At 34.2% G+C, this 23,599-nt stretch carries 25 protein-coding genes and 8 tRNA genes; 11 read left to right on the forward strand and 22 right to left on the reverse strand.

What is annotated here, in order from left to right; genetic code table 11:
* From HYG86_RS01040 to surE, 5 genes are all read right to left on the reverse strand, one after another.
* The gene (locus HYG86_RS01040; protein ID WP_213167126.1) at positions 1–1,005 is read right to left on the reverse strand and encodes an ATP-binding protein; all 1,005 of its coding nucleotides are present in this window, start codon (positions 1,003–1,005) and stop codon (positions 1–3) included.
* A complete protein-coding gene (locus HYG86_RS01045) occupies positions 1,005–2,117 on the reverse strand; it encodes a replication initiation and membrane attachment family protein (protein WP_213167127.1) in 1,113 nt (370 codons plus the stop codon). Before HYG86_RS01045 ends, HYG86_RS01040 begins: the two co-directional genes overlap by 1 nt.
* A gap of 69 nt (positions 2,118–2,186) precedes the next feature.
* Entirely contained in the window at positions 2,187–3,236 is a 1,050-nt protein-coding gene (locus HYG86_RS01050; RefSeq protein WP_213167128.1) for an N-acetylmuramoyl-L-alanine amidase family protein, read from the reverse strand.
* Between the two features lie 222 nt (positions 3,237–3,458).
* Complete coding sequence (gene deoC, locus HYG86_RS01055; protein ID WP_213167129.1) at positions 3,459–4,145, reverse strand: deoxyribose-phosphate aldolase; 687 nt, start codon at positions 4,143–4,145, stop codon at positions 3,459–3,461.
* 1,074 nt (positions 4,146–5,219) lie between these two features.
* Positions 5,220–5,975: a 5'/3'-nucleotidase SurE gene (gene surE, locus HYG86_RS01060; RefSeq protein WP_213167130.1), complete on the reverse strand. Its 756-nt coding sequence runs from the start codon at positions 5,973–5,975 to the stop codon at positions 5,220–5,222.
* A gap of 348 nt (positions 5,976–6,323) precedes the next feature.
* Between surE and HYG86_RS01065 the strand changes: the two genes are divergently transcribed.
* Together HYG86_RS01065 and HYG86_RS01070 are read left to right on the forward strand one after the other, a co-directional pair.
* Positions 6,324–6,962 carry a YhcN/YlaJ family sporulation lipoprotein gene (locus HYG86_RS01065; RefSeq protein ID WP_213167131.1) on the forward strand — a complete coding sequence of 213 codons (639 nt, stop codon included), beginning with the start codon at positions 6,324–6,326 and terminating at the stop codon, positions 6,960–6,962.
* Positions 6,963–7,111: 149 nt separating this feature from the next.
* Positions 7,112–7,333 (forward strand): alpha/beta-type small acid-soluble spore protein, encoded by a 222-nt coding sequence (locus HYG86_RS01070; RefSeq protein WP_213167132.1) that lies wholly within the window; start codon positions 7,112–7,114, stop codon positions 7,331–7,333.
* A 23-nt stretch (positions 7,334–7,356) separates the two neighbouring features.
* Here HYG86_RS01070 and HYG86_RS01075 read toward each other — a convergent pair whose 3' ends face one another.
* From HYG86_RS01075 to HYG86_RS01085, 3 genes are all read right to left on the reverse strand, one after another.
* Complete coding sequence (locus HYG86_RS01075) at positions 7,357–7,728, reverse strand: hypothetical protein (RefSeq protein WP_213167133.1); 372 nt, start codon at positions 7,726–7,728, stop codon at positions 7,357–7,359.
* A gap of 78 nt (positions 7,729–7,806) precedes the next feature.
* Positions 7,807–9,498 carry a two-component system sensor histidine kinase NtrB gene (locus HYG86_RS01080; protein WP_213167134.1) on the reverse strand — a complete coding sequence of 564 codons (1,692 nt, stop codon included), beginning with the start codon at positions 9,496–9,498 and terminating at the stop codon, positions 7,807–7,809.
* A gap of 68 nt (positions 9,499–9,566) precedes the next feature.
* Positions 9,567–10,235, reverse strand: a complete 669-nt coding sequence (locus HYG86_RS01085; RefSeq protein ID WP_213167135.1) for a hypothetical protein — start codon at positions 10,233–10,235, stop codon at positions 9,567–9,569.
* A 76-nt stretch (positions 10,236–10,311) separates the two neighbouring features.
* On the opposite strand from HYG86_RS01085, the gene HYG86_RS01090 reads away from it, so the two are divergent.
* The 7 genes from HYG86_RS01090 to HYG86_RS01120 all read left to right on the forward strand — a co-directional run bounded on the left by HYG86_RS01090 (position 10,312) and on the right by HYG86_RS01120 (position 11,171).
* Entirely contained in the window at positions 10,312–10,566 is a 255-nt protein-coding gene (locus HYG86_RS01090) for a hypothetical protein (protein WP_213167136.1), read from the forward strand.
* A gap of 71 nt (positions 10,567–10,637) precedes the next feature.
* A tRNA-Pro gene (locus HYG86_RS01095) sits at positions 10,638–10,714 on the forward strand.
* A 7-nt stretch (positions 10,715–10,721) separates the two neighbouring features.
* Positions 10,722–10,798, forward strand: a tRNA-Asp gene (locus tag HYG86_RS01100).
* Between the two features lie 14 nt (positions 10,799–10,812).
* Positions 10,813–10,889 (forward strand) — tRNA-Thr (locus HYG86_RS01105).
* Positions 10,890–10,911: 22 nt separating this feature from the next.
* Positions 10,912–10,997 (forward strand) — tRNA-Tyr (locus tag HYG86_RS01110).
* 18 nt (positions 10,998–11,015) lie between these two features.
* Positions 11,016–11,091 (forward strand) — tRNA-Gln (locus HYG86_RS01115).
* 4 nt (positions 11,092–11,095) lie between these two features.
* A tRNA-Lys gene (locus HYG86_RS01120) sits at positions 11,096–11,171 on the forward strand.
* A gap of 355 nt (positions 11,172–11,526) precedes the next feature.
* On the opposite strand, the gene HYG86_RS01125 is transcribed toward HYG86_RS01120, so the two are convergent.
* The 5 genes from HYG86_RS01125 to HYG86_RS01145 form a co-directional block, all read right to left on the reverse strand.
* Entirely contained in the window at positions 11,527–12,303 is a 777-nt protein-coding gene (locus HYG86_RS01125; RefSeq protein ID WP_213167137.1) for a CheR family methyltransferase, read from the reverse strand.
* Between the two features lie 387 nt (positions 12,304–12,690).
* Positions 12,691–13,113: a nucleoside-diphosphate kinase gene (gene ndk / locus HYG86_RS01130; RefSeq protein ID WP_213167138.1), complete on the reverse strand. Its 423-nt coding sequence runs from the start codon at positions 13,111–13,113 to the stop codon at positions 12,691–12,693.
* 289 nt (positions 13,114–13,402) lie between these two features.
* Positions 13,403–13,837 (reverse strand): type II toxin-antitoxin system RatA family toxin, encoded by a 435-nt coding sequence (locus tag HYG86_RS01135; protein ID WP_213167139.1) that lies wholly within the window; start codon positions 13,835–13,837, stop codon positions 13,403–13,405.
* Between the two features lie 17 nt (positions 13,838–13,854).
* A complete protein-coding gene (locus HYG86_RS01140; protein ID WP_213167140.1) occupies positions 13,855–15,099 on the reverse strand; it encodes an aspartate aminotransferase family protein in 1,245 nt (414 codons plus the stop codon).
* 305 nt (positions 15,100–15,404) lie between these two features.
* Entirely contained in the window at positions 15,405–15,572 is a 168-nt protein-coding gene (locus tag HYG86_RS01145; RefSeq protein ID WP_213167141.1) for a hypothetical protein, read from the reverse strand.
* Between the two features lie 516 nt (positions 15,573–16,088).
* Here HYG86_RS01145 and HYG86_RS01150 point away from each other — a divergent pair.
* Positions 16,089–16,655 (forward strand): hemerythrin domain-containing protein, encoded by a 567-nt coding sequence (locus HYG86_RS01150; RefSeq protein WP_213167142.1) that lies wholly within the window; start codon positions 16,089–16,091, stop codon positions 16,653–16,655.
* Here the strand turns inward: HYG86_RS01150 and rnhA are convergent.
* The 7 genes from rnhA to HYG86_RS01185 form a co-directional block, all read right to left on the reverse strand.
* Positions 16,647–17,138, reverse strand: a complete 492-nt coding sequence (gene rnhA / locus HYG86_RS01155; protein WP_213167143.1) for a ribonuclease HI — start codon at positions 17,136–17,138, stop codon at positions 16,647–16,649. The two genes, HYG86_RS01150 and rnhA, sit on opposite strands and share 9 nt — an antisense overlap.
* A gap of 157 nt (positions 17,139–17,295) precedes the next feature.
* Positions 17,296–17,372 (reverse strand) — tRNA-Met (locus tag HYG86_RS01160).
* Positions 17,373–17,390: 18 nt separating this feature from the next.
* A tRNA-Gly gene (locus tag HYG86_RS01165) sits at positions 17,391–17,464 on the reverse strand.
* Positions 17,465–17,725: 261 nt separating this feature from the next.
* A complete protein-coding gene (locus HYG86_RS01170; RefSeq protein WP_213167144.1) occupies positions 17,726–18,982 on the reverse strand; it encodes an ABC transporter permease in 1,257 nt (418 codons plus the stop codon).
* Positions 18,969–19,619 carry an ABC transporter ATP-binding protein gene (locus HYG86_RS01175; RefSeq protein WP_213167145.1) on the reverse strand — a complete coding sequence of 217 codons (651 nt, stop codon included), beginning with the start codon at positions 19,617–19,619 and terminating at the stop codon, positions 18,969–18,971. Before HYG86_RS01175 ends, HYG86_RS01170 begins: the two co-directional genes overlap by 14 nt.
* The gene (locus HYG86_RS01180) at positions 19,612–20,445 is read right to left on the reverse strand and encodes a hypothetical protein (RefSeq protein ID WP_213167146.1); all 834 of its coding nucleotides are present in this window, start codon (positions 20,443–20,445) and stop codon (positions 19,612–19,614) included. Before HYG86_RS01180 ends, HYG86_RS01175 begins: the two co-directional genes overlap by 8 nt.
* A 14-nt stretch (positions 20,446–20,459) precedes the next feature.
* Entirely contained in the window at positions 20,460–21,590 is a 1,131-nt protein-coding gene (locus HYG86_RS01185; protein WP_213167147.1) for a hypothetical protein, read from the reverse strand.
* 161 nt (positions 21,591–21,751) lie between these two features.
* On the opposite strand from HYG86_RS01185, the gene HYG86_RS01190 reads away from it, so the two are divergent.
* Positions 21,752–22,663, forward strand: a complete 912-nt coding sequence (locus HYG86_RS01190; protein WP_213167148.1) for a helix-turn-helix domain-containing protein — start codon at positions 21,752–21,754, stop codon at positions 22,661–22,663.
* On the opposite strand, the gene HYG86_RS01195 is transcribed toward HYG86_RS01190, so the two are convergent.
* Positions 22,658–22,804, reverse strand: coding sequence for a hypothetical protein (locus HYG86_RS01195; RefSeq protein ID WP_213167149.1), 147 nt, complete (start codon positions 22,802–22,804; stop codon positions 22,658–22,660). The genes HYG86_RS01190 and HYG86_RS01195 overlap by 6 nt on opposite strands.
* Before the next feature lie 255 nt (positions 22,805–23,059).
* The gene (locus HYG86_RS01200; protein WP_213167150.1) at positions 23,060–23,566 is read right to left on the reverse strand and encodes a hypothetical protein; all 507 of its coding nucleotides are present in this window, start codon (positions 23,564–23,566) and stop codon (positions 23,060–23,062) included.
* Positions 23,567–23,599 lie beyond the last annotated feature (33 nt).

Below are 23,599 nucleotides of genomic sequence, written 5' to 3' on the forward strand. Positions count from 1 at the left end.
CTATATTGAGTTTCGTAAGTTCCCTGATAGATGGAAGATATGGCTAGTTTCAACACAGCGCCATATAACCCTTTCTCCGTACATATCGTTTTTACTGCGATCTTTTAGCTCTGACAGTGTGAAGTTTGATGTGATGATGGTAGGTAACATGTTTCTATATCTGTGGTCTATGATTTGTCCTAGGTATTTTTGTGCAAATTCTGAGTTCTTTTCCATACCTAGATCATCTATGAGAAGTACCTTAGCTGAATTTATTTTTCGGATTATTGAGCTTTCTGTTTCTGTTCTATCATCGCCGAAGGTTTCCCTTATTCTATCTAGTAGGTCTGCATATACGATATACATAGTCTCTACATTGCTTTCAATTAAGTGGTTTGCCATACAGCCTAAGAGGTGTGTTTTCCCAGAACCCGTTTCCCCATGGATAAATAGACCTTCGGAAAACGTTCCCACGGTCTTTATGTTAGTTATAAGGTTTGTTAGGTATTTTTGTGTCATGTTATATACAGCTGCGGCATTTTGTCGGTCCTTTGGGCTATATTTACTAAAATCAGTGTTTTTGAAACTGGCATCTTTTAGTTTTATGGATAGTCCGGACATTTTTTGACGGATGTTTGTTGAATAATCTTCTTGACAAGGGCAAGCATCAATTTTGTTATTTAGATAAATCTTGCCTCTGTCTTGGCATTTTTCACATGTCCATTTTGGCTCTTTGTAATCTTCTGATATGTTATTTTTTTGCAAATAGGTATCTTTTTTTGCTAGTAGTTGGTTAAGTTTAACTTTGGTTGTTTCTATCTCTGTTTCAATGTTTTGTAGACCCTTAAATTTTTTGGCTAGAAAACTTGCCATATCTTTTTGCAGTTGTGATATGGTTTCATCTAGTTTTTTTAGGTCTGGGTGTTTTTGGTAAGTAAGGTCGATGTTTTTTTCATGTTCTCTAACAAGCCTTTGCCTAGTAGAAAAGTTATCACTATCTAACATTTTTGTGTATAAGTCATCCATTATTTATTCTCCTCCTGAGCTAAACCATAGGATAGTAATGTTTTCTTTCTTATAGCTTCGTCAAGGTCAGATTTACTGTGTTCATGGGTAAAGTTTTTCGGTTTTTGGTCTGCGTCTTTTCCATGGGTTTTAGGTAGCAAGATAGCTTCTATGTCCCCTATTGATTTCACTTTTGCTTTTTGTACTTTGCTTATGAGTTTATTTGTAAAGTAAATTGTGGGTATACCTTTTCCTTTATAAAAGCCGTGTCTTATTATAAGTTTTATTGTTCCTTCGATGAGGTTGATGCTTAGGGCCTCATGGGACTTGTCTCCCATTATCCATTGGTTTATGGTTTTTTTCTCTTCTGGTGTCAATGTGTCGTAGCCTTTATTTAGTTCTTTTTCAACCATACGGTAAACTTCCCAGTACTGTTTAAAGGTTTCATCTTTTTTGTTTAGATCTTCATAGGTTTTTATTCCCATGAGTACCCACTCTTTAACAATTTTATCGGCATACTTACTGGGGCAACCCTTTACACCATCTGTTTCTATTTTTTTCTTCGTACGGGTCAATAACTCTTCAAGGAGTCTGAAATCCTTTATCTGAAAAAACCAATCATCAAAGAGTTGCCTTAGTTGTTTAGTTGGGTTGAATTTACATTCGTTTACGAAACGAGCAACAAGCTCGTCCTCCCTCTGTATAACAGTTATTCCTTCGTCATGGGGTATATCTTCTTCACCTTCAACGATGATTTGATCATCTTTCTCTTCAAAGAAATCATCCACTAGCATGAAAAATCTTCTCTTAGTTTCTATATCTATGGCTTCATGGTCTTTTACAAATTTAATAAACTGGTTTGAGGACAGAGGCTCTTGCAAAACCAGTTTATTATCTTCTTGCTTAATCAAGTTGTATTTGTTTAAAAGTTTAAAAGCCATGTTTCCTGTGGATTCAATCATTTGAAGCTTCTGGTATATTTCCTTTAGGGATACATTAAAATTGTTGTTTAGACTGTGTTTTAGATATATCCACAAAGAAACTGCTTCATATCCGATCAATGGTTGATATAGCTCTAGTAGTTGATGTTTTATTATCGTATCTTGGTTTGATTTTCCGTTCACTATAAACATATATTTTGATACCCTCCCCAACGCTCTGCAATTCAAGAAGTTTATTATACATTAGGATTCAAAGGGTGTCTAGTTCTCAAAATAGGCTTTTATGGCTAAAAATAGACTTTGTGCAGCCCTATCTGCAAAATCATCGGCCCTTAACATTTTTTCTTCTTCGGGATTTGTTATAAAAAGGATTTCAGCTAATACTGATGTGAAACTTTCACCTGTGAGCTGAACAATCCTTCTATTTAGCACTCCCCTGTCCCTTCTTTGGAACTCTTGTACTAGATGATTTTGAACAACTTGCGCAAGTTCTTTGGATTGATACCTGTTCACTGTACCATCGTGGTATAAAACCTCTAGTCCGTGGGCGTTTTTAGCGGTACTACCGTTGTTGTGTATGGATACAAACATATGAGCGTCAAGATCCCTAGCTACTTGTATTCTATATAGCTGGTCTTCTCTATAATCTGGTATTGTTCTGTCTTCAGTATATCTTGTCATAGCTACCTCTACCCCAGCTTCTTCTAATAGTTCTTTAAGCCTTAGGGATATAGCCAGTACTACGTCTTTTTCCATAAGACCTGTAGGACCAATTGCCCCTGAGTCAATCCCACCATGACCTGGGTCTAAGGTAATCCTTTTCCCTTGTAGATCTTTTGAAAGTAGCTTTATCTGTACGGAATTTTCCCTTTGGGCTAGTAGGTAACGGCCGTTTAGTTCTTTTTTGTTTATTGTAAATAACATGGTATCCCCCGTTACTTGTAACTGTAAGTTATTCATTAAGTATTTGGTTTCTTGGTATTCTTCTATGTTATCTACTTTGCTAACAGATATCTGGATATACTGATCGCTATCTTGCATATATACATCGGCAGCTTCTAGGTCAGAAAATTCAAAACTTAGTATCCTCTCTCCATCAGTTTGAGAAGTCCTAAGTCCTAAGAAATGGTTTCCTACTAATTGTAGATTTGCCGGTGGCAGATTTAGTTCCGGATGGACTTTAAGTGTTTTTGTATCATTGTAGTAGTTTATACTTAGGGTAAGAATAGTCAGGACCAGTACGGTTCCAAAGACAGTAGCCATAAATCTTATGCTATTCTTTGTAGATACGATTATGATTTTTTTTCCCATGGGTTTTTACTCCTCTTTTTTTAGATGTTATCTATTTTTTTATATGTTACTCTTTTATTCGACAAAAAAAAATAAAGTCCTTTTATTTTTTAGGACTTTGTTGTGGGAATATATGGGGAGCTGATTAGTTCAGGTGAACCAAGGGCTACAACAGATGGTTGTGGAAGATTTTAAGGGAATATAATTTACTTTATTATGAAAAAAGCGCGGGGTTCCGCGCTTTTAGTAGGTTGCTGTATTATCTTGGGTTCCTTCTACTATTGAAATACTGCTGCTGGCACCTATTCTATTTGCTCCAGCTTTTACCATGGCTTTTGCAACTTCTGTATTTCTTATACCACCAGAAGCTTTTACTCCTTTGTCTGGTCCAACTACTTTTCTCATAAGCTCTATGTGTTCAATTGTTGCACCATTTGTTCCAAAGCCCGTTGAGGTTTTAACAAAGTCTGCCCCTGCTTCTAGGGATAGTTCAGATGCTTTTTTGATTTCTTCATTTGTTAAGTAGCATGTCTCAAGTATTACTTTTACAATTCCTTTATCCTTTGCAGCTTCTACAACTGCCTTAATGTCTTCAAGTATAAAGGCATACTCCCCTGATTTCATCATTCCCACATTTAGTACCATATCGATTTCTGTGGCACCTTTTTCAAGAGCGTCCTTTGTTTCAAATGCTTTTGTTTGAGTTGTTGATGCCCCTAATGGAAATCCAATTACTGTTGTTATGCCTACTTTCGTTCCTTCTAATTCTTTTTTTGCAAAGGCTATGTAGCTTGGATTTACACACACTGTGGCGAAGTTATATTCTTTTGCTTCTTTACATAGTTCTATAACTTCTTCCTTGGTGGATTGAGCCTTTAGTAATGTGTGGTCTATCATACTGGCTAATTCAACATCGTAATTTTTCACCATGGTTTATCCCTCCATTTTTAGATGTCAGACATCTAACGATTCTAGTTTTTATTATAACTGGTAATAAAATCAAGGTCAAGGGAGCATAACGGGAAAGTGAAAAGAGATTACGCGGACTTGAGGGTGCGTTTTGTGGGTCTTTTTTATTGGCTACTGAAACGTCGACTTTTTGCTACATGCTGGGCCTTTTTTTATTTGTTTTATTGGTATGTGGTAGTTATGATCTTGATTTCTACTTTTAGTATTGTGGTTGTATTTAGTTTAACGGAAACGTGTTTAATAAGTAATTATGCTGGCTCAAGGGCTAGGCGGAAACTTCTATATTCTGTAAGCATGCTGGGTCGTAACTTAATCTAAAATAAATAAAATTCTTAATTGCAACGCGGAAGAATTTCTGTTTTTAATTACTGATTTGATAAAACTATTTGGCTGTTTAAGTTAATTTTGTGGGAAGTTTTTTTTGGTTAATACATTGCTGGGGTAAGTATGTATGAGAATCTCGCGGTTAAAACATAAGATCAAGTTCCTATTGCAAAACCTGCTTCACACTATCTTTCACTAAAATGCTCAGCACTATATAAAAACTTAGTAATAAAAACCCCACTTACATAGCTCTTGGTGGAAATTGGTGGATGTTTTTGTTGGTGGCCAATGGTGACAGAAGGTTTTGGTATTTTAGTGTAATTAGCATTGAGATTTTTAGTGAAGTTAGTGGCAAATTTCTAAATTTCAAAACATGCCTCACACTATCTTTCACTAAAATGCTCTGCACTATATAAAATCTTAGTAATAAAGACCCCGCCTTATTTATTGGACCCAGCATGCAGCATTTAGTGGAGTGCAGTTTGACCCAGCATGTTTACAGTATGTGGAGGTTACGGTGAGCAAATGATCAGTCTTCGACCCCACTTACATAGCTCTTGGTGGAAATTGGTGAATGTTTTTGTTGGTGCCCGATGGTGGCAGAAGGTTTTATTATTTTAGTGTAATTAGCATAGAGTTTTTTAGTGAAGTTAGTGGCAAGTATTTTAATTTCAAAGCGTAAAAGCTAACTGCGAACTGCTATGTTTTCATCTACAAATTCCATTTTTCCAACATGTTCATGATATTGTAGTTTGTGAAGTCGAAGTGTATGGGTGAAACAGTTATATAATTTTCTTTTATTTTTGAAACATCTGTGAGGGGATCATCTAAGTAATCTTCTATCTCCCCTGCCATCCAAAAATAGGTATTCCCCCTTGGGTCTTCACGTCTGTGGAATTGATTCTTATATCTTCTTTGGCCGAGGGTAGTTATAGCTATGCCTTTAATTTCCTTCTTATCTATATTTGGTACATTTACATTTAAAAGGGTGTCTTTAGGCACACCTTGCTTTAACATTACCCTTGCGATTTTTTCGGAAACCATGGCAGCGTAGGTGTAATCTAAGTCTGTGAAATCTGCCAAAGATACAGCAATGGCTGGTACTCCTAGTAAAGCAGCCTCTATGGCTGCTGAGACAGTCCCTGAATAAAGGACGTCTGTACCAAGATTTGGTCCTTTATTTATTCCTGAAATAACAACATCTATTGGCTCCTCCACCAACTCCATGATTCCTAGTTTACTACAATCTGTGGGAGTACCATCAATGGCGTATGCGGTAACCCCTTCCCACTTAGAAACTTTTTTGATTCCTATTGGTGAGTGTAGTGTTATTGCTTGACCACTGGCACTTCTTTCCCTATCTGGGGCAGCCACAAATACCTTGTGTCCCTTCTGTGTAAGGGTTGTAACCAAGGCATTGATTCCTTTTGCATATATACCATCATCATTTGTAACTAATATATTCACGAATATCCCTCTTTCCAGTGTTTTGTTATTTAATTAGTATTTGTCAAAAGCATTATAAATTTGCGCATTTTTTGTCCAAAACTTAAAAACAATTAATCTTCAAAATACCTTCTATTTGCCATCTTGGCTTATGCAATATATAAACTTGTTTTTTTTTAACTCACTTTATAATCAGTTTTATGTTTATGTTTATGTTTATGTTTATGTTTATGTTTATGTTTTGCTTAAATATTGCATAAACTACTAGCTTTTTTTTGTAAAAGCACTAATTTTAACCAGTATAGATTGATTTGGGCAGTGGAAATATATAAACGAAGTAACATTTAAAAAATTAGGAGGTGTATTGAATTGAATAAAACCAAAATAATTTTGGTTGGAATGTTGATCTTAGCTTTGGCGCTAACTGCTGCTGGATGTAGGGTTGCACCACGTCCGGAACCAGCACCTAGCCCAGCTCCAGCTCCAACTCCAAATGTACCTGGTCCTCAGACCCCTGATATGCAGCCGGTTCCTGGTCAACCTGGCACTCAACAAGTTCCACAACAAAACCCAAACTGGAATGCCCCAGGAACTACACCTGGATTACCTAACCAAAACGTACCTAATAATGATCAAGCTGGTTTAACCCAGGGCACTCAAGTGGCAGAAAGAATCGCAGATATGGTAACTGATATGGAAGATGTAGAAAGGGCAACCGCTGTAGTTATGGGTAACGTGGCTATTATTGGTGTCAGAATGGATGGTGGCAACGCTCAACCTAGAAGAGGCAACAGAGACAATGCTGGTCAACGGGAAATGGAACAAGAGATCTCTCGTAATGTAGAAAATGAAATGAATGAAATCAATGAAGCAATAGTTACAACTGACCCACAAATCATCGAAAGAGTGGAAAACATGTCAAGAAACATAGCTCAAGGTAGACCGATAACTGATAACTTCGATGAACTTGCAGAAATAGTAAGAAGAATGGCTCCAACTACAAATTAAAACGAATAAAGGTGGGTACTTTACATACCCACCTCTTATTTTTGTACTTTTAGATTTTCTTTACTCCCAAAATACAGTTTATTTACAAAGATATACTAACATAGATAGTTAGTGACATGTAAAAACTAAGTATAAGGAGGTGATATATAATGGCAAGAAGAAGGAATAAAATTATGTCTGAAGAGGTCCTAGACCAGTTCAAATACGAGATAGCTGATCAATTAGGAATAAGAGAAAAAATCCAAAGTCAGGGTTGGGAAAACATGACTTCCCGCGAGTGCGGGAGGATTGGTGGTAAAATGGGTGGCGCCATGGTTAAAATTATGATTAAAAACGCTGAAAAGTATATGATGGAAAACGGTTCTTTATAGTTTTGCTGGGGGGTTCCCCCCAGTTACATAATAACATCTGTGATTGAGTTACAGAATTGTACTTTTATGTTGTTATGACAATAACAGCATTCAATAACGTCATCATTTTTCAATGTATATTCATCAAAATATAGTTTTTTGTTGCAGTAAGTGCATTTAATTGGAGAGATTACTCCCCCTGTGTACAGTATTCCGTCATAAAGACTTAAAATCCTATCGTCTACTAAGTCAGCTGGCATAAGCTTAAACCTTTCTAGCTGTTCATCCTTTTCTTTTTCTGTATGAACTTTTAGTCTACCTATGATTACATCTGGGTTTTGTTTAAAAAAAACAACAATATAGTCATTGATGCTATCAATTCCTAGTTCGTACTCGTTTATTAACTTAATCATCATTTCTTATCCCACCTTTTATCAAGTTTAATTATTAAATAACTATTAAAAACTTGATAAAAAATGACTAAGTTTTATAAATTATTTTTTTAATTGGATTTTTACATTGGCTCCATGGCCTTTGTTTGAAGTTATGCTAATGTGTCCATTATGATGATTTACTATTTTTTTGGAGTAAAATAACCCCAGACCATGGGCGTTATTTTTTTTAGTTGTAAAATAAGGATCAAATATCTTAAAAAGGCTTTCTTTTTCTATACCTATCCCACTATCAATTACATTTAAAAATATCTCGGAATTTTCTTGCCTAAGCTTAATGGTAATTTCTTTTCTTTTAACATCTTGTACAGCTTCTATTGAATTAAGTATAATAAAAGTAAAAGCCTTTGATAGTAGAACCTTATCACCTAGTATAATAATATCTTTGTCAATCTCCTTGTTGAACTGTATATTTTCGTAAATAGCTGAATAATGGTTAAGTAGTCCCTGTAGTATATTGGATAAATTGATGTTCTTATGTTTATGATGGTTCTTAGCTCCATTTCCAAGAAGTGTGAATAATTCTATATAACTATCTGTTACTTCTAGAGCCTGTAAAGCTTCGTCAGTATAGTTTAGTAATTGCTCATCATTTAATTTTAACTTAATTAATTGTAAAAATCCGTTGGCTACTGCTAATGGATTTTTTATGTCATTTGCAGTACCTGCAGCAAGTTCTTCTAAGGATGCCAGCCTCTGCTCGTTTAAGAAATTTATCTTATCTGAGTATTCTTTCGTTATATCCTTTAGTAGTAATACATACTTTATATTGTCATTATCCGTGGATATTATTGTAATGGAAAAGTATCTGTCTTCATCTATAAAGTTTGATTCAAAAAAACAGTTTTCATCACATAGGTTATCTAATCCTTCAGCGAATTCTTTTTTCATTGGCAAAGTATTTATGAGATCATCTAGGGGTCTACCAATTATTTTTTTACTTCTAAGATTATTTAATTCAATAAATTGTGTATTCGCTGAAAGAACGATCTTTTTCTTATCTAATATCATTATTCCATAATGAAAAAACTCTGCAAAATACTCAATTGTCTTGTTGTATGTGGATTGGTGTTTTTCTATGGCAATACTCCTATTTAGTAAGTTAAAGATTAGCACACTGGCAGCATATGCCATATAAAAGCCTAGCAGGGAAAAAACTTGGTACAAATTAATAACTAAAATCGTGAAATAGGATTCTAAAACAAAAAACAACACTAACCACCGAGTATTAATAATCTCAAATAGATTCAAATTTTCAAGTTGTAAACACATATATAGTATTACAAGGTTAGCTAGTGCGTATATTGAAACTATTGATATAACAATAGTTATTATGTCATTTGTGTAGTTAGATACTAAGTAATAGGTAAACGCTGATGCGATATAAGGAAATAATTTATTAGCTATATCAAATAAGTATCTCTTAGGTGTAGGGCTTTTTTTAACTATGGCCCTTTCTATAGCTTCTGATATTAAATATACTATAATAGGCACTGTCATTACATTTTCATTAAAAATAAATAGCATACCTAAGAAAATAGGCATATCGAAGCCAATATATACAGAGTCGTAAATTTTGCTTTGAGATACATTAACTAAAATCAGGGATAAAGCCATAAGTATCTGAATGGAAATCATATGAGGTGTATAATTTAGCACTGAGTAAGTTAAGTAACTCCAAGTGAATATTTGAGTTATTATCAATGTGAACTTATATATTTTCTCTTTAAACATCTTGCTTTACACCACTCCCATATAAATACTTTATAGGGATATTCTCTAAAAATCTAAATTTTCCTCTTTTATTTAATTATTTTGTATTTAAAATTATATGAGCTTGAATTACTGACAAATTGCACGTAATAATTATCGGGAATCACCGATAGCATAGGATAGTGATTTGTGGGGTACTCATCACCAACTGAAAATATTTGTTCTATGCTAAAGCTTTCCTTAATTTTCTCAATTTGCGAGACGTCAGATAGTACAAAAAACTGACTATCTTCTTTCATTAACTGTTGGTCTATGTTTAAATTTGTTGAGATTATAAATTTAAACCTTTTAAGTTCTAGCAATATGGTGTCTTCACTGTGGATTCTTAATGTGTTGTCATCGTCAATTAAGGGAATTTCAGTGTTTGATTTAACTGTATAAATATTGGATTTTAAAGTATTTGTACTGTTTGATTTAACTAGCACGAAATCTAGCTTGTTTTCAGTATAGAGGTCAGAAACCTTTGCAAAGTCTCCTAAGTATATTAGTCCTTTTTCATGAAAGCCATTGAATTTTATTAGGGGTACTCCTTCTAAACTATATATTTCTAGGTAATTGTCTTCATGTTCTTTTGGTTCTTCGTTTCTTTCAATAAAATCACTATCTATGATACTTTCATTTTGCAGGTCTTGTGTATTAATTGACATTAATGTTAATATCATAAAAAGAGTAACTAGTGCTTTTAAAACATTTTTCATTTATTTTTTCTCCTTTTTTTAGGTATTGAATACTAAGCTATTTTTATTGTATAATAAGTTAATGGAGGTGGGGTTAATGACTTCAAAAGCTCAGTCCCGTGTTGAAAGATCTAAGGAAAATAGCAATAAGAAAGTGAAAGTTGTTATAGATACAAAGTTTCAAAAGATATTTAAGTATGCTTGGTTTCCTACTACAGCATTTCTCCTTTTTATTATTGGTCTACAAATAGGAGTTTATTATATAACTCTTGACTCGACTACAGGAAATTATCAAACTATCTTTGATAAAGGTATGTGGTCAAGCTTTTGGGACGCTATAAAAAACTTTTAAAAAATATAATAAAAAAATATTAAAAAACGCTTGACTTTATTTTTTAACTGTATTATACTAGTATTTGTCGTCGGGGCGTAGCGCAGCTTGGTAGCGCATCTGGTTTGGGACCAGAGGGTCGAAGGTTCAAATCCTTTCGCCCCGACCATCAATATGGAGCTGTGGTGTAGAGGCCTAACATGCCTGCCTGTCACGCAGGAGACCGCGGGTTCGACTCCCGTCAGCTCCGCCATTATAACTTAATATGCCGACGTAGCTCAGCTGGCCAGAGCAACTGACTTGTAATCAGTAGGTCGCGGGTTCGAATCCCATCGTCGGCTCCATTTTTTTTTTGACCATTATCATGGAGAGGTTCCCGAGTTGGCCAAAGGGGGCAGACTGTAAATCTGCTGGCTCCGCCTTCACTGGTTCGAATCCAGTCCTCTCCACCATGATTTTTTTTCACATTTTGGGGTATAGCCAAGTCGGTAAGGCACGGGACTTTGACTCCCGCATTCGTAGGTTCGAGTCCTGCTACCCCAGCCATTGTGAGCCATTAGCTCAGTCGGTAGAGCACCTGACTTTTAATCAGGGTGTCCCGCGTTCGAGTCGCGGATGGCTCACCATTTTTTTTATCTAAATTTAAGCTTTAGACTTCAGTTATATCTGAGGTCTTTTTTTATTGGTAAAGCTTTGGACACCATCTCCACCAATAAAATCTCCCACCAATTGTCACCAATGGTTGTGTAAGTAGGTCTAAATTCTAGAACATATGTACACTGATAACACTGATTCTTAAAAGAGATTTTACTGGTTAAGGTCAAAGGCTTTTTCCTTACACAGATAATTAAAGATTTTTATTTTCACAGTTAAACATTGTAATTAGGATTCGTAGAACTTTAGGCTAAAAGAAAAAAGATCTCTTAATAGCAAATAAAAAAATCCCAGTAAGGCAATAATGCGCGCTACTGGGAAATGCTTTTATTCTATTCTTTGATAAAAGAAAGTCTGAACTGATTTGAAATTTAGTTTTTGTGGGAAAAAGATTTGTTCTGTACTACCTACAAAAAGCACACAATTTGGATTCAAAGATTCATTGAAACTTTGGTAAATCTTCCCTTTCACCTCTTCCTTAAAATAAATCATTACATTTCTGCATAGGATTAAGTCAAAGCCTTTGGGATAATCACTGGTTAATAGATTATGCTCTTTAAACGTGATGTTCTTTTTTAGGGAATCAGCTATTTGAAATTTGTCAGTTGATCTGATTAAGTACTTATGATGTTGGGAGGCTATACCTGTAAGCTCTTTTGTTTCGTATACTCCCTTTTTTGCTTTATCTAAAACTTTCTTATCTAGATCTGTTGCTAGTATTTCGTGTTCTATCCCTAATTCCGTAAATAGCATTGTCAATGAATAAGGCTCTTGCCCTGTTGAGCAAGCTGCACTCCATATCTTTAGTTTGCCTCTATTGTTTTTTTGTAGCAAGGGAACTATTTCATTCTTTAGTACTTCCCATCTTTCTGGATTCCTGAAAAATTCAGAAACGTTAATTGTTACTTTGTCCATAAATTCTTCAAATGCTACTGGTGATAAGTTTATGTATTCATAGTACTGGTCATATGTTTGTTTTTCATGTTTTTGTACCAGTGTATCTATTCTTCTTTTCATTTGTTTTTCTTTGTAATAATTAAGATTTAGTCCAGTTTTTTTATATATTTTTTCTAGAAATTTTGTGTAATCTTGTTCACTCAGCATTTTGTTCCTCCTGTTTAGTCGTTTTGTTATTAATTCGCTAACAACAAGAGAAATCCCTGCAATATGTGATTTTTTTATTTTTCTATAATACTTACATCGCACTGAAAAATCTTTAAAACCCATATTTTACCACTACTTTACACTAAAATGCTCACCACTATTAAAAGCAAACTTTAAATAATAATCGTTATTAACTATTGGAATTAGATTTTCTCTTTTCTCTTTTATGTTTATATCTAATCCGTCAAATCAGTGAAAATCCGTGGCTAAAGCCTTTGAACTTAAGCCATTGCCCTTAAGATCATATAGATCATGTAGATCTGTGGCCAATGCTTTAGCTCTTTTAAAAAACCACCTCGGACTTTAGTCCTTGGTGGTTAATTTGTGTCATATGGTTTGTAGAGTTTCTTGTTCTTCGAAGAATAGGGATGTTTCCCTTATGGCGCTTTCTAGGGAGTCTGATGCGTGTATTACATTAAAACGCACTGTTGTAGCATAATCTGCTCTAATGCTCCCTGGGGTGGCTTTTTGTGGGTCTGTACTGCCTACAATGGTTCTTACTTGGGATACGCAGTCTTCACCTTCTAGTATCATGGCAACCACTGGCCCTGAAGTAATAAACTCCACTAGATCATTAAAAAATGGCTTTTCTGTGTGCTCTTTATAATGTTCTTTTGCTAGTTGGGGAGAAATGCTCATCATCTTTAGATCCGTTATTGTAAAACCCTTTGTTTCGAATCTTTTAATTATTTCTCCAACTAAGCCTCTTTTTACTCCATCGGGCTTTATCATTGTAAATGTTTTTTCCATAAGTCCTACCTCCTATGGCTTATATTCTGTACTTTTATTTCCCTTATATTCCTTTATAAGGATAAATACAATTGTTTACTGGGAAATAGAAATTTTCTGATATTTTCCGACATAATGTATTAAAATCTTTACATTTACTTCGATATAACTAAAACCTTCTGACATCATTTGACACAAACTGAAACTATATCAAGAATTTAAGAACAACGCAGTTCGCAGGTCGCATTTCCCTTTACGCCCCAAAATACTTACTAGCCACTTTTTCCTGTCCAACTAACCAACTGTCAAACTACTTCTCTACCTCTCCCTTAATCCCTGTTAGCATAGAGTCTAAGTTTTGTTTTATTATTAGTTTAGCTATGGGGTTTAAAAGGGAAGCTATCATGGGTACACCGAATTCGAAGTCTACAGTAAGGTGTACTTTTACCCCTTCTGGATTTTCAGTTAGTGTCCACTGTCCTTCGAATTTCTTAAGGTCTCCTGAGGTTAGTTCATAGGTTATTTTGTAATCTTCGTCATAGAAAACATCCTTTTCAACCCAGTTAAAAGGCTTTCCTTTTAGCTCAGTTTTCCACTGGGTTAGGGTAGAATTTTCTCCTCTTTCTATAACTTTGATAGATTTTACACTATCCATGAATTTAGGGTAGCTTTCCATATCCTTTACTATTGGATAAATCTCGTTTATATCCCCTTTTATAATAATATCTGTTTCAACAAAAGGCATTTTGATTCCCCCTCTTTTTATAGGTCTTCGGCAAACATAGCCACAGTACCGAAGCATGTGTCTAGTATGCTAATTACTTCATCAATTTCTTCTTTAGTGATTATTAAAGGTGGCTCAATTCTAAAGATTTTCTCGTTGTTTAATGTATAGGCCACTAATAGTCCTTTGTCTATGGCTTCAGACATTAACATACCACCTAAACCTTCTTTACAAAATTCTATACCTATAAGCAATCCCTTACCCCTTACTTCTTTAATTACTGTGGGATATTTTTCTTGTAATTGAGTCAATCTGTTTAAGAGGTATTGGCCCTTTTCAGCTGTTTTCTCCACTAAATTATCCCTTTGGATAATTTCTATTGTTTTAAGGGCAGCTGTACAAGCCAGTGGGTTGCCACCGAATGTTGATGTATGGAGAAGTGGTGCTTCTATGTATTTTTCCCAAAGTTCTTCTGTTGCTATCACTGCTCCTATTGGCATGACCCCGCCACCTAAAGCTTTAGCCAGACACATGATGTCAGGTTTAATATTGTAGTGTTCACTGGCAAACATCTTGCCTGTTCTAGCCATACCTGTTTGCACTTCGTCTACTATTAGCAAAACTCCTTTTTCAGTACATAAATCCCTTAAGTTTTGTATATATCCCTCTGGGGGAAGAATTACTCCTCCCTCCCCTTGTATTATCTCTATTATAATAGCTGCTGTGTTTTCTGTTATGGCATTTTTCATAGCATCTATATCGCCAAAGGGTACGTGTTTAAATCCTGGTAGCAGTGGTTCAAATGGTGTTCTGAACAATTCCCTTCCCGTGGCGCTTAATGCACCTAAGGATTTTCCGTGGAAACCTCCCTTTGTAGCAATTATTTCTGGCTTTCCTGTGGCAATTTTAGCTACTTTTAGCGCCCCTTCCACTGCTTCGGTGCCACTGTTACAAATGAAGGAGTATTTTAATCCTTCTGGGGTGATCTCTGCGAGTTTTTCACAAAGTTCAGCTAGTTTGCTGTTGATAAGTATCTTTGAAGAAAGTGGCATTTTATCCATTTGTTGTTTACATGCTTCTACTATTTCTTTGTTGCTATGCCCTAGGTTTATGGAACCATAGCCTCCTAGGCAATCTATATATTTTTTTCCTGTGTTATCTGTTATGTATATTCCTTCTGCTGTTTCTTCTATGGTGGCAAGTCCCATGAATCTAAAGAGACGTGCCATGGCAGGATTTACGTATTGTTCGTAGCTTTCTAGGGTTTTTTCTAGGTAGTTCATTTTTCTTTTCCTCCTTTTAGTTTTTAGCATTGATATAAATTATTTCCAACATAGGACAAAACACTCAAATAAACTTTGGACACCATCTTCCACCAACTAAGACCGCACCAATTTGCACCAAGAGCTATGTAAGTAGGGTCGAAACTACTATAAAACATATGGACACTGATAACGCAGATATTTAAAAGAGATTCTGCTGCCTTAAGGTCAATGTCTTTTTCTTTAGACAGATAATTAGAGATTCTTATATTCACTGCTAAAACATCGCAGCTCGCAGGTCGCTTTACGGTAAAGAATAATAAATTCTAGCCACTAACTTCACTAACAGTCTCTATACTAATTACACTAAAATAATAAAAACCCTTGGGGCACCATCGGCCACCAACAAAATCACACCAATTCCCACCAAGAGCCATGTAAGTAGGGTCGAAGACCATCATTTGCTCACCGTAAACTCCACATACTGTAAACATGCTGGGTCAAACAGCACTCCACTAAATGCTACATGCTGGGTCAAAAAAAAATGTCAAATGTCAATTTTAAATTAGATTTCCGACCCAGCATGCTTACAGAATATAGACGTTTCCGCCTAGCCCTTGACCCAGCATAATTGCCAACGAAACATGTTTCCGTTTAACCAAGTAACCTACAATGTTAAAAGTAGAAAGCAATAATCAAAAGTAAACCACAACACCAATCAAATAAATTAAAGACCCAGCATGTAGCAGTATATCAAATTGCCCTTGACCCAGCATGTAGCAAGTAGTCGACGTTTCTGTAGCCAATTAGAAGAAGAAGGACCAACAAAACACACCCCTAAATCCGTGTAATCCCCGTTGTAATTTCCCGTTAGGCTCCCCTGACTCAAAATTATTTACAACATTTGATACTTGACTGTGACCAACTTTTTCTCAGAATGTGATTAAAGTCATAATAGATTTGGAAATTTTAGTTTATAATAAAGAAAAAGAGTTGTAGGAGGTATTTTTATGAATGGTATTGAGTTAATGATTGACGAGCATAAATATATTAAGAGGATGCTAAATGTTATCCGTACTGCCTGTCTGGATGTTTTAAACAACGATGAAGTTGATTATGAGATGTTTAGGGATTGTATTGATTTTGTAAGAAATTTTGCTGATAAGCATCATCATGGTAAGGAAGAAGAATATTTGTTTGAGATTCTTACTGAAGAGCTTGGCAAAGAGCTAGTTGAAGGTCCATTAAGTGGTATGTATGCTGAGCATGATCTTGGTAGACTATTCATCAGAACTTTAGAAGAAGCACTTCAACGCCATGAAGAAGGTGAAGATGATGCAAGGTTAGACATCATTGCAAACGCTATTGGTTATACAGATTTATTAAAGAGACATATTCAAAAAGAAGATACTGCATTGTTTATGTTCGCTCAAAGGCAACTGAAACCAGAAACCTTAAGAAGATTTGATGCTATGGTTGATGAGTATGAAAAGCGTGACTCCAGTGTTGCCGCTATAGAAAAATACACTAAGATGGTAGCAGAGTTTGAAAATAAATTGGGTATTGTTCTAGAATAAAGTTTTCTGATGGGGTTTTTCTTTTGTAAATTCTTCGTCTTCTAGTAGGTTAGGTGATTTTATAGCCTCTGTAGCTAAAAAATCACAACGTTCATTTTCTGGGTAACCAGCATGCCCTTTTACCCAATTGAATGTAGTCTTGTGTTTTTCAAGTAATATTAAAAGCCTATTCCATAAATCGGAATTCAGGGCTTTTTCTTTTTTATTCCTCATCCACCCATTTGCTTTCCATTTATATACCCATCTTTGGTTTACTGCATCTACTATGTATTTGGAGTCGGAGAATATTTCTACCTCACAGGGCTCCTTTATGGCCTCTAGGCCTTTAATCACTGCCAAAAGCTCCATCCTGTTATTAGTTGTAAGTCTAAAGCCTTGAGCTTTTTCTTTTTCTTGGTCTTTGTATCTTAGGACGACACCGTATCCCCCTGGTCCAGGGTTACCAGAACAGGCACCATCAGTATATAATTGTATTTTTTTCATGTGTTCCTCCTTTAAATCATTGTAAGTTATATTTTACCAAATAATCGAGGAATAATAAAGTTTTTGAGTATAGTAGGCAATTAGACAAATAGATATAAGCAATAAGGGGTCAGGAATATATTAAAAAAACATCCTTTTAGGATGTTTGATGTTATTTTGGTGGCGGCGCAGGGATTTGAACCCCGGACACTACGGGTATGAACCGTATGCTCTAGCCAACTGAGCTACGCCGCCATATATATATTTTTTTTTTGGAGCGGGTGATGGGAATCGAACCCACGTGGCTAGCTTGGAAGGCTAGAGCTCTACCATTGAGCTACACCCGCATAATGCAAATATTTTTTGAGAGCAAAACCTATTATATATTTTTTTACTTTAAAAGTCAATATGAAATCTCAGGTAACTTTTTACTTTTAAGGATACGCCTTATAATTGGGGCTTTGATGCTCAAAATAAAGTACAATCTTCATGGCAAAATTACATAATACTTAAAATTTACTCTGAAAAGACCTCTAATACTAGAGGTCTTTAATATATATATTATAGGACTTGATCTATTTAATAAAGAGTTTATTTTAAACAATATATTATTCGGATTTTAAATGCTTAACAATCTCTACTCTAGTGGACTGATATGCAAATACTAAGCTAAAAAACACACTTAAAAAAGTAACACATACCAGAAATAAAATGATTGATTGCATACTTACATAAATTATCCATTGGTTGTAATAAAAAAACTTCTGAATAAATTTAAAAGCAACTGCTGCATTGATGACCACTATTATAGCAGTGAACACATTTGCCATCATAACAATCATCCCTTCAAGAAAAAATTGGATAATTATGTCTTTGCCTCCTGCCCCTAAAGCTCTTTTTACTCCTACTTCATAACGTCTTTCTTTAAGTACATTGTTAAAACTACTATATAGATTTATTCCTAAAAGTGTAAAAAGAAGTACGGCAGCAATGCCATTTAATAATATACGATTTCTTATTTCTTCATTTGCCCTCATGTGTAAAGTGTATGAAGAGGCAATTGGTAAGTTAAGGTCATCACCTAGTAGAATTACTTCCTCAATTTTTTCTGAGTTAATTAGGATTTTTTTCTCTAAATGATCCATATCATACATACTTATAAGATCACTTGATAAGTATGCGGAGACATAAAAACTATTGTGTCCTGATTCACTGGTAATAGTATCAGTACCTGCCCCATTTGAAACTATGCCAACCACTTTGAATTCTACCAGTTCAGTATCTCCCTCTTTATCAGTTAGAGGCAAGATAATAGATAAAAAATCTGACTTTTGTTCTAAACTCAATAATTCATAAAAGAGCTCATCTATAAGTATTTCATAAGGACTATTTAATCTGTTTTCACCAAAGATAACTTCTACATAACTAAAGTTATTAACTGAGCCTGTATAAAATCCAGGAAACTCCTTAGGCAAAAATATCATTTGGATACCTACAGAGTTTTTTTCATCACTGTAGTATCTTGTTTGGGCATCAGCGGAAAAGTACTGAAAATACTGTGTGTTTTCCATTTTATCCAATTGCTCTATTAACATATTCTGTTTTAATGTAGTCTGAAGCATTCCTCGTTCAATGATTTGTCCGGTCATTGGGTTGATGGTAAAGGAATTGCTTGCTACTCCTATGGTGGGAGGTACATTAAAAATTTCTTTATATTTATTATAAATTTGCGAATCAGAAAAAAGAAAAAATGCAAGTAGAAAAGTGAAGGATAAAAATATGGTTACAGATAAAAGGAAATAACTTCTTAATTCCCGTTTAACCATTAGTAAGGCGTGGCTCGCCAAGTCTTTAATCTTTTTCATGCAAGTAACCACCCTTCAATTCATAAACCCTACTGGCTCTTCTAGCAACATTTGCATCATGTGTTATTAAAACTACAGCACATCCTCTACTATGGGCATCATCAATTAATTTCAACACTATATCTTTGTTCTCTTCATCTAAATTGCCTGTTGGTTCGTCAGCAATAATTATCTGAGGATTTAGTATCAAAGCCCTAGCGATAGCTACCCTTTGTTTCTCTCCACCACTTAAAACACTAACAGACGTATCAAGTAAATCAAAAATATCCAATTGATGAGCTAAAAAATCTAGGTCCTGTTTTTTACCCTTATAGTACAATGTTGGTACCAGTATGTTTTCTTTGCATGTAAGGGATGGTATTAAGTTATAATTTTGAAAAATAAACCCTATTTTTTCAAGCCGCATTTTCCAGTGATCTTCTGTTTTAACTAAGCTAGTACCGTTAAAAGAATAAATCCCATCATCCCAATATTCAATAAGCCCCAATATATTCATAAGTGTTGATTTCCCTGAACCTGATTTACCAACAATAGCTATATAGTCATTTTTAGCAATTTTTATATTTATCTCCTTTAAAACAACTCTTTTGTCATATGCTTTATTAATATTTTGCAAATCTATACTCAAACTACTCATTTTCAAATCCCATTTCACTTCTCATGAGTTGTGCATATCCCGGATCAGCAAACCAACCTTCTTCTACCCCTGTGATAGTTATCATATCTTTGTTTGCTATCCCCACCTTTACTTCAACTTCACCAATTACCTGCCCTGTACTTTCCACTCTTCTAATATAGTATGGGCCATCTAACTCTTTTTGGTAAACACTTTCTTTGCTGACAGTTAATGCATCAGTATAAACAACTCCTGTAGGAATCTCAAATTTTACATGTTCTTGATATAGAAAACTGCCTCCTTCAAGTGCATAAGATGCCATTCTACCTAATTCAGTCATTACGTTGGATAAAGAAATGAGCTTAATTTTCACGTCCTGATCCACAACATACCATTTGTTCAGTTCTAGTTTATTAGCATTTTTGGTATCAGTATAGCTCTCTAGTACGAGTTTATCAATATCAAGAATTTTTACATAACCTTCGATGATATTGATTTCTTGTATAACCCCATTAACACTAGAAGCTAGTGGTTTATTATTTACATATACCAGTGTCCCCCCTATTCTTACTTCTTCATTAAGGGATACAGATATTCTCACCTTCGGATTTCTTGTGCTATCCCATTCTACAAAATCAAAGTCATGTGAGTTAAGCTTGCCATTTACATGGACCGTTTCTTCGATATTCATCCTTGAAATTTGAGAAGGTTCTCCATAACTTTTCGCAGCTATTCGATATTCAATATTAGGTTTGTAATCTTCCATTTCAAGATAGGTTATATAAGCAATGAGAATTATTGGCATAAGGAATGCCAGTATTCCAGCAACAAAGGTTATTTTTTTCATCTTTATACCTCTTTCTAATGTAAATCCAAATTCCATTCTGTTATTTTATTAAAGTAATCATTGTAATATGATAAAAAATCAACATTTTCTATCTTTCTAAATATGAATTCATAGACGTTTGGCCTTGTGAGATAATTAGATTCGAAATAAACTACTTTGGAATTCCCTTCAATCTCATATTCTATTACCAAATAAATTGTGTTTGAGTAACTTTGTGTGTTGATAAAGTTTTTGTCATTCAATACCACTTTTGGATATAAAGTAGTCCCCTGTTGTAAGTGCATTCCTTCACCCTTGTTAAATGTTCTATCCATACTAACCCCATCTTTATCTGTTGTAATGGTTATTTCTGCTATTTCTACATTATCATTTATAACTCTTATATCAGTGACTACCAAGTCTTCTAAACTTATAAATTCCATGTCATCGATAACTATCTCGCCTTTTGAATTAGGTTCCACAGCTTTCCCCCATGCCCCAATATAAACAGGAGAAAGTAAATACTCTGGTATATCAAAATCTGTGGCATAGTCAAGCTCCACTTTACCTATATCAAATTTATATTCTACTCCATTTGCTATTATAAATATTTCTTCAAAAACTTCGTATCCTTCAATTTCTATATCTTCCATCTGAAATTGTAAAATTACTTGATAGTAGTAAATATCTTTATAATTTTTCTTTTGTAAAATTCTTTCATAGTCTTCACGATACAGCTCATTGAAATCTGTAAATTTTTCCACTGCATAATTATCCATTTCTGCCCCTACTTCAAGCAAATGCCTTACACCTTGATAGTGTAGTTCATACATTCTTTTCCAATCTAACATCCTAAAGTTCTGGTAAACATAATAAGGTAAGTCAGTTTCTATAGATATTTTTTCCATACTAATCTCGTAAGGAGTTTCCACATCAATTTTTACATCCACTTCACTTAATTCTTCACTACTTATGACTTCAAATGAGATAGACCTAGCTGTAGAAAGCTCTTTATAAATAGTAAGATGATAATTTTCAAATGTGGATAGCAAGGTGCCATCAGTTAATTCGCCTTGTAGATTAGCATCTGATTTAGATGAACATCCTACAAGTAATACCAAAGCAATTAAAATTAATGCAATGTGAATCAGTGTTAATTTTTTCATAACCCCAACTCTCCCCTTTTTGTATTGTAACAACTTTGCCCCTCACCAGAGGTACATATATAACCATTTAGTCTTCATTCTGTTTGCAGATTATGTTGTTTACACAAACAATCTATAGAATTATAATTATATTACAGTATAAGATTTGAAGGGGTGTAAATATGTCTTATAACCTTGCTGGTTTCGGGGCTAATATAACTGACTTAAGGAAAAACTTAAAATTAACCCAAAAAAACATAAGTGAGACTTCAGGAATTCATGTGGATACTTTAAGAAAAATTGAGAAGGGAAAGGTAATTCCTACACAAGAAACACTGGATTTATTATCACTGGTTTTAAATAAGGATTTAAATAAACTATTACTAAACTATCGACTTCAAAACTACTTAGAATATCAAAAAACATCAATGAGCATAGAAGCTAAACTTGATAAGGATGATTTTAATGAATTAGCCATAGAATTAGACAGATTAAATCAAGTTTTAAATAAAACTAGTCATCTTTTTTTTATAAACCAAATTAAGCAACTTCAGCTCTTAATAGAGTCGATAATCTTAAATAAAAAGCATGATCTACCCCTTGAATCCCTCTCTAAACTTATTCAAGCCATTTGCATAACCACAGGTGGTTTTACACTAAACTCATATGAAAATTTTGTTTATAACACTTTAGAACTAAGAATTCTAATGAATATAGCCCTAATTCTCAATAAAACTGAATCTGCTGAAAAAAGTTTAGAGATTATGGAATTTTGTATTAAAATGGTTGACCCCTCTGAAAATCTCTATCCAAAAATCTGTTATAATTTAGCCTATACTTATCACAGACTGGATCTGCATGAGAAGGCGTTAGAGTATTCTAAGCTAGGTATAGAATTTTGTAATTATTATAGAAATTATAATGGTTTAAACCTCCTATACCATAGAAAAGGAGTAGCTGAGTACCATTTAGGTATAGATTCCTATCTTTCTTCTCTGAAAAAAGCTATAAATTTCTGTGATGTACTTGGGCAGGAAAAGTTAAAGAAATTATTGATAGATAACTGTAAAAAATTCTACAATATTGAGTTATAGATCATGTCCGTTTTTAAGGGCGTTCCATTCTATGCTATCATCCTCACCTGAGAATAACATCGACTTAGTCCCTCCTACACTTACTATGCCAGTTATAACCAATACAACTAATAGTATAAGAGCTACCAAATTCTTTTTCATTATAAATCCCTCCCATTATTTCTTTCTTATTTTCATCTTATCATTGTTGGGAAAATTCTGTAAACATGATTCGAATCTGGTTGATTATTTCATCATAACCTTGTATAATTAACTTTTGGAAAACTAACAACATAAATTGTTCTACAAGAAAGTTATTAATAAAGTAGGTAAAAAAGTTATTACAAACAAAAGCAAACCTCAATAATTAAATCGAGGTTTGCTTTTTTAATGGTATTCAACTGTTATTAGGATTTCTTAATTCGACTTACTACACTTTGTAACCTTCAAACATTTAGGATGATCGTAACATTGTTCTCCTAAAGTTTCTTCTATTAACTGAACAGTCAATTCTTTAATATTCACTTTTTCCAGAGTTATACCTTCAATTTTTTCATCCATCCAAGTATTCCATAGCTCTATTTCTTCTACTTGCTTTAGTTGTTCTTGGATATATTGTAAAAGTTTCTTTGCTCTTTTTTCTGTATACCTCCATGATAAGGTGTATATATGATTTTTACTGGTATATTTTTTAAGATAGTCCATTGGGATATTGTTCTCAATGGTTATTTCTATTTCATCAAGGTGCTCCTCAGAATCAAAGTGTAAAACTATTTTCTCATTTCTATCTGTTGGACTATCTAACAGAAAACTTGGAACCTTCATTTTGCGGGCTAGCATCTCGTTTATTGACAGCATTTTTATATAAGGATTTTTTACTTCTTTTAATGGTTTACTACTTGCTAAAAACTGATAAATGCTCATTACTTCTCCTCCTATAATTTTTTAATGCTTTAA

The organism is Alkalicella caledoniensis (genome assembly GCF_014467015.1).
GTDB classification, from domain to species: Bacteria; Bacillota; Proteinivoracia; order Proteinivoracales; family Proteinivoracaceae; genus Alkalicella; species Alkalicella caledoniensis.

Bases quoted from the DNA above. Each gene is read 5' to 3' on its own strand.
- HYG86_RS01185 (WP_213167147.1), bottom strand. From the start codon at position 21,590: ATGAAAAAATTAACACTGATTCACATTGCATTAATTTTAATTGCTTTG.
- HYG86_RS01195 (WP_213167149.1), bottom strand. From the start codon at position 22,804: ATGAAAAAGAATTTGGTAGCTCTTATACTATTAGTTGTATTGGTTATA.
- HYG86_RS01080 (WP_213167134.1), bottom strand. From the start codon at position 9,498: ATGTTTAAAGAGAAAATATATAAGTTCACATTGATAATAACTCAAATA.
- HYG86_RS01200 (WP_213167150.1), bottom strand. From the start codon at position 23,566: ATGAGCATTTATCAGTTTTTAGCAAGTAGTAAACCATTAAAAGAAGTA.
- deoC (WP_213167129.1), bottom strand. From the start codon at position 4,145: ATGGTGAAAAATTACGATGTTGAATTAGCCAGTATGATAGACCACACA.
- HYG86_RS01125 (WP_213167137.1), bottom strand. From the start codon at position 12,303: ATGCTGAGTGAACAAGATTACACAAAATTTCTAGAAAAAATATATAAA.
- HYG86_RS01135 (WP_213167139.1), bottom strand. From the start codon at position 13,837: ATGCCTTTTGTTGAAACAGATATTATTATAAAAGGGGATATAAACGAG.
- HYG86_RS01190 (WP_213167148.1), top strand. From the start codon at position 21,752: ATGTCTTATAACCTTGCTGGTTTCGGGGCTAATATAACTGACTTAAGG.
- HYG86_RS01045 (WP_213167127.1), bottom strand. From the start codon at position 2,117: ATGTTTATAGTGAACGGAAAATCAAACCAAGATACGATAATAAAACAT.
- ndk (WP_213167138.1), bottom strand. From the start codon at position 13,113: ATGGAAAAAACATTTACAATGATAAAGCCCGATGGAGTAAAAAGAGGC.
- HYG86_RS01140 (WP_213167140.1), bottom strand. From the start codon at position 15,099: ATGAACTACCTAGAAAAAACCCTAGAAAGCTACGAACAATACGTAAAT.
- HYG86_RS01040 (WP_213167126.1), bottom strand. From the start codon at position 1,005: ATGGATGACTTATACACAAAAATGTTAGATAGTGATAACTTTTCTACT.
- HYG86_RS01175 (WP_213167145.1), bottom strand. From the start codon at position 19,619: ATGAGTAGTTTGAGTATAGATTTGCAAAATATTAATAAAGCATATGAC.
- HYG86_RS01070 (WP_213167132.1), top strand. From the start codon at position 7,112: ATGGCAAGAAGAAGGAATAAAATTATGTCTGAAGAGGTCCTAGACCAG.
- HYG86_RS01075 (WP_213167133.1), bottom strand. From the start codon at position 7,728: ATGATGATTAAGTTAATAAACGAGTACGAACTAGGAATTGATAGCATC.
- HYG86_RS01085 (WP_213167135.1), bottom strand. From the start codon at position 10,235: ATGAAAAATGTTTTAAAAGCACTAGTTACTCTTTTTATGATATTAACA.
- HYG86_RS01170 (WP_213167144.1), bottom strand. From the start codon at position 18,982: ATGAAAAAGATTAAAGACTTGGCGAGCCACGCCTTACTAATGGTTAAA.
- HYG86_RS01090 (WP_213167136.1), top strand. From the start codon at position 10,312: ATGACTTCAAAAGCTCAGTCCCGTGTTGAAAGATCTAAGGAAAATAGC.
- HYG86_RS01050 (WP_213167128.1), bottom strand. From the start codon at position 3,236: ATGGGAAAAAAAATCATAATCGTATCTACAAAGAATAGCATAAGATTT.
- rnhA (WP_213167143.1), bottom strand. From the start codon at position 17,138: ATGAAAAAAATACAATTATATACTGATGGTGCCTGTTCTGGTAACCCT.
- HYG86_RS01145 (WP_213167141.1), bottom strand. From the start codon at position 15,572: ATGTTTACAGTATGTGGAGTTTACGGTGAGCAAATGATGGTCTTCGAC.
- HYG86_RS01180 (WP_213167146.1), bottom strand. From the start codon at position 20,445: ATGAAAAAAATAACCTTTGTTGCTGGAATACTGGCATTCCTTATGCCA.
- HYG86_RS01150 (WP_213167142.1), top strand. From the start codon at position 16,089: ATGAATGGTATTGAGTTAATGATTGACGAGCATAAATATATTAAGAGG.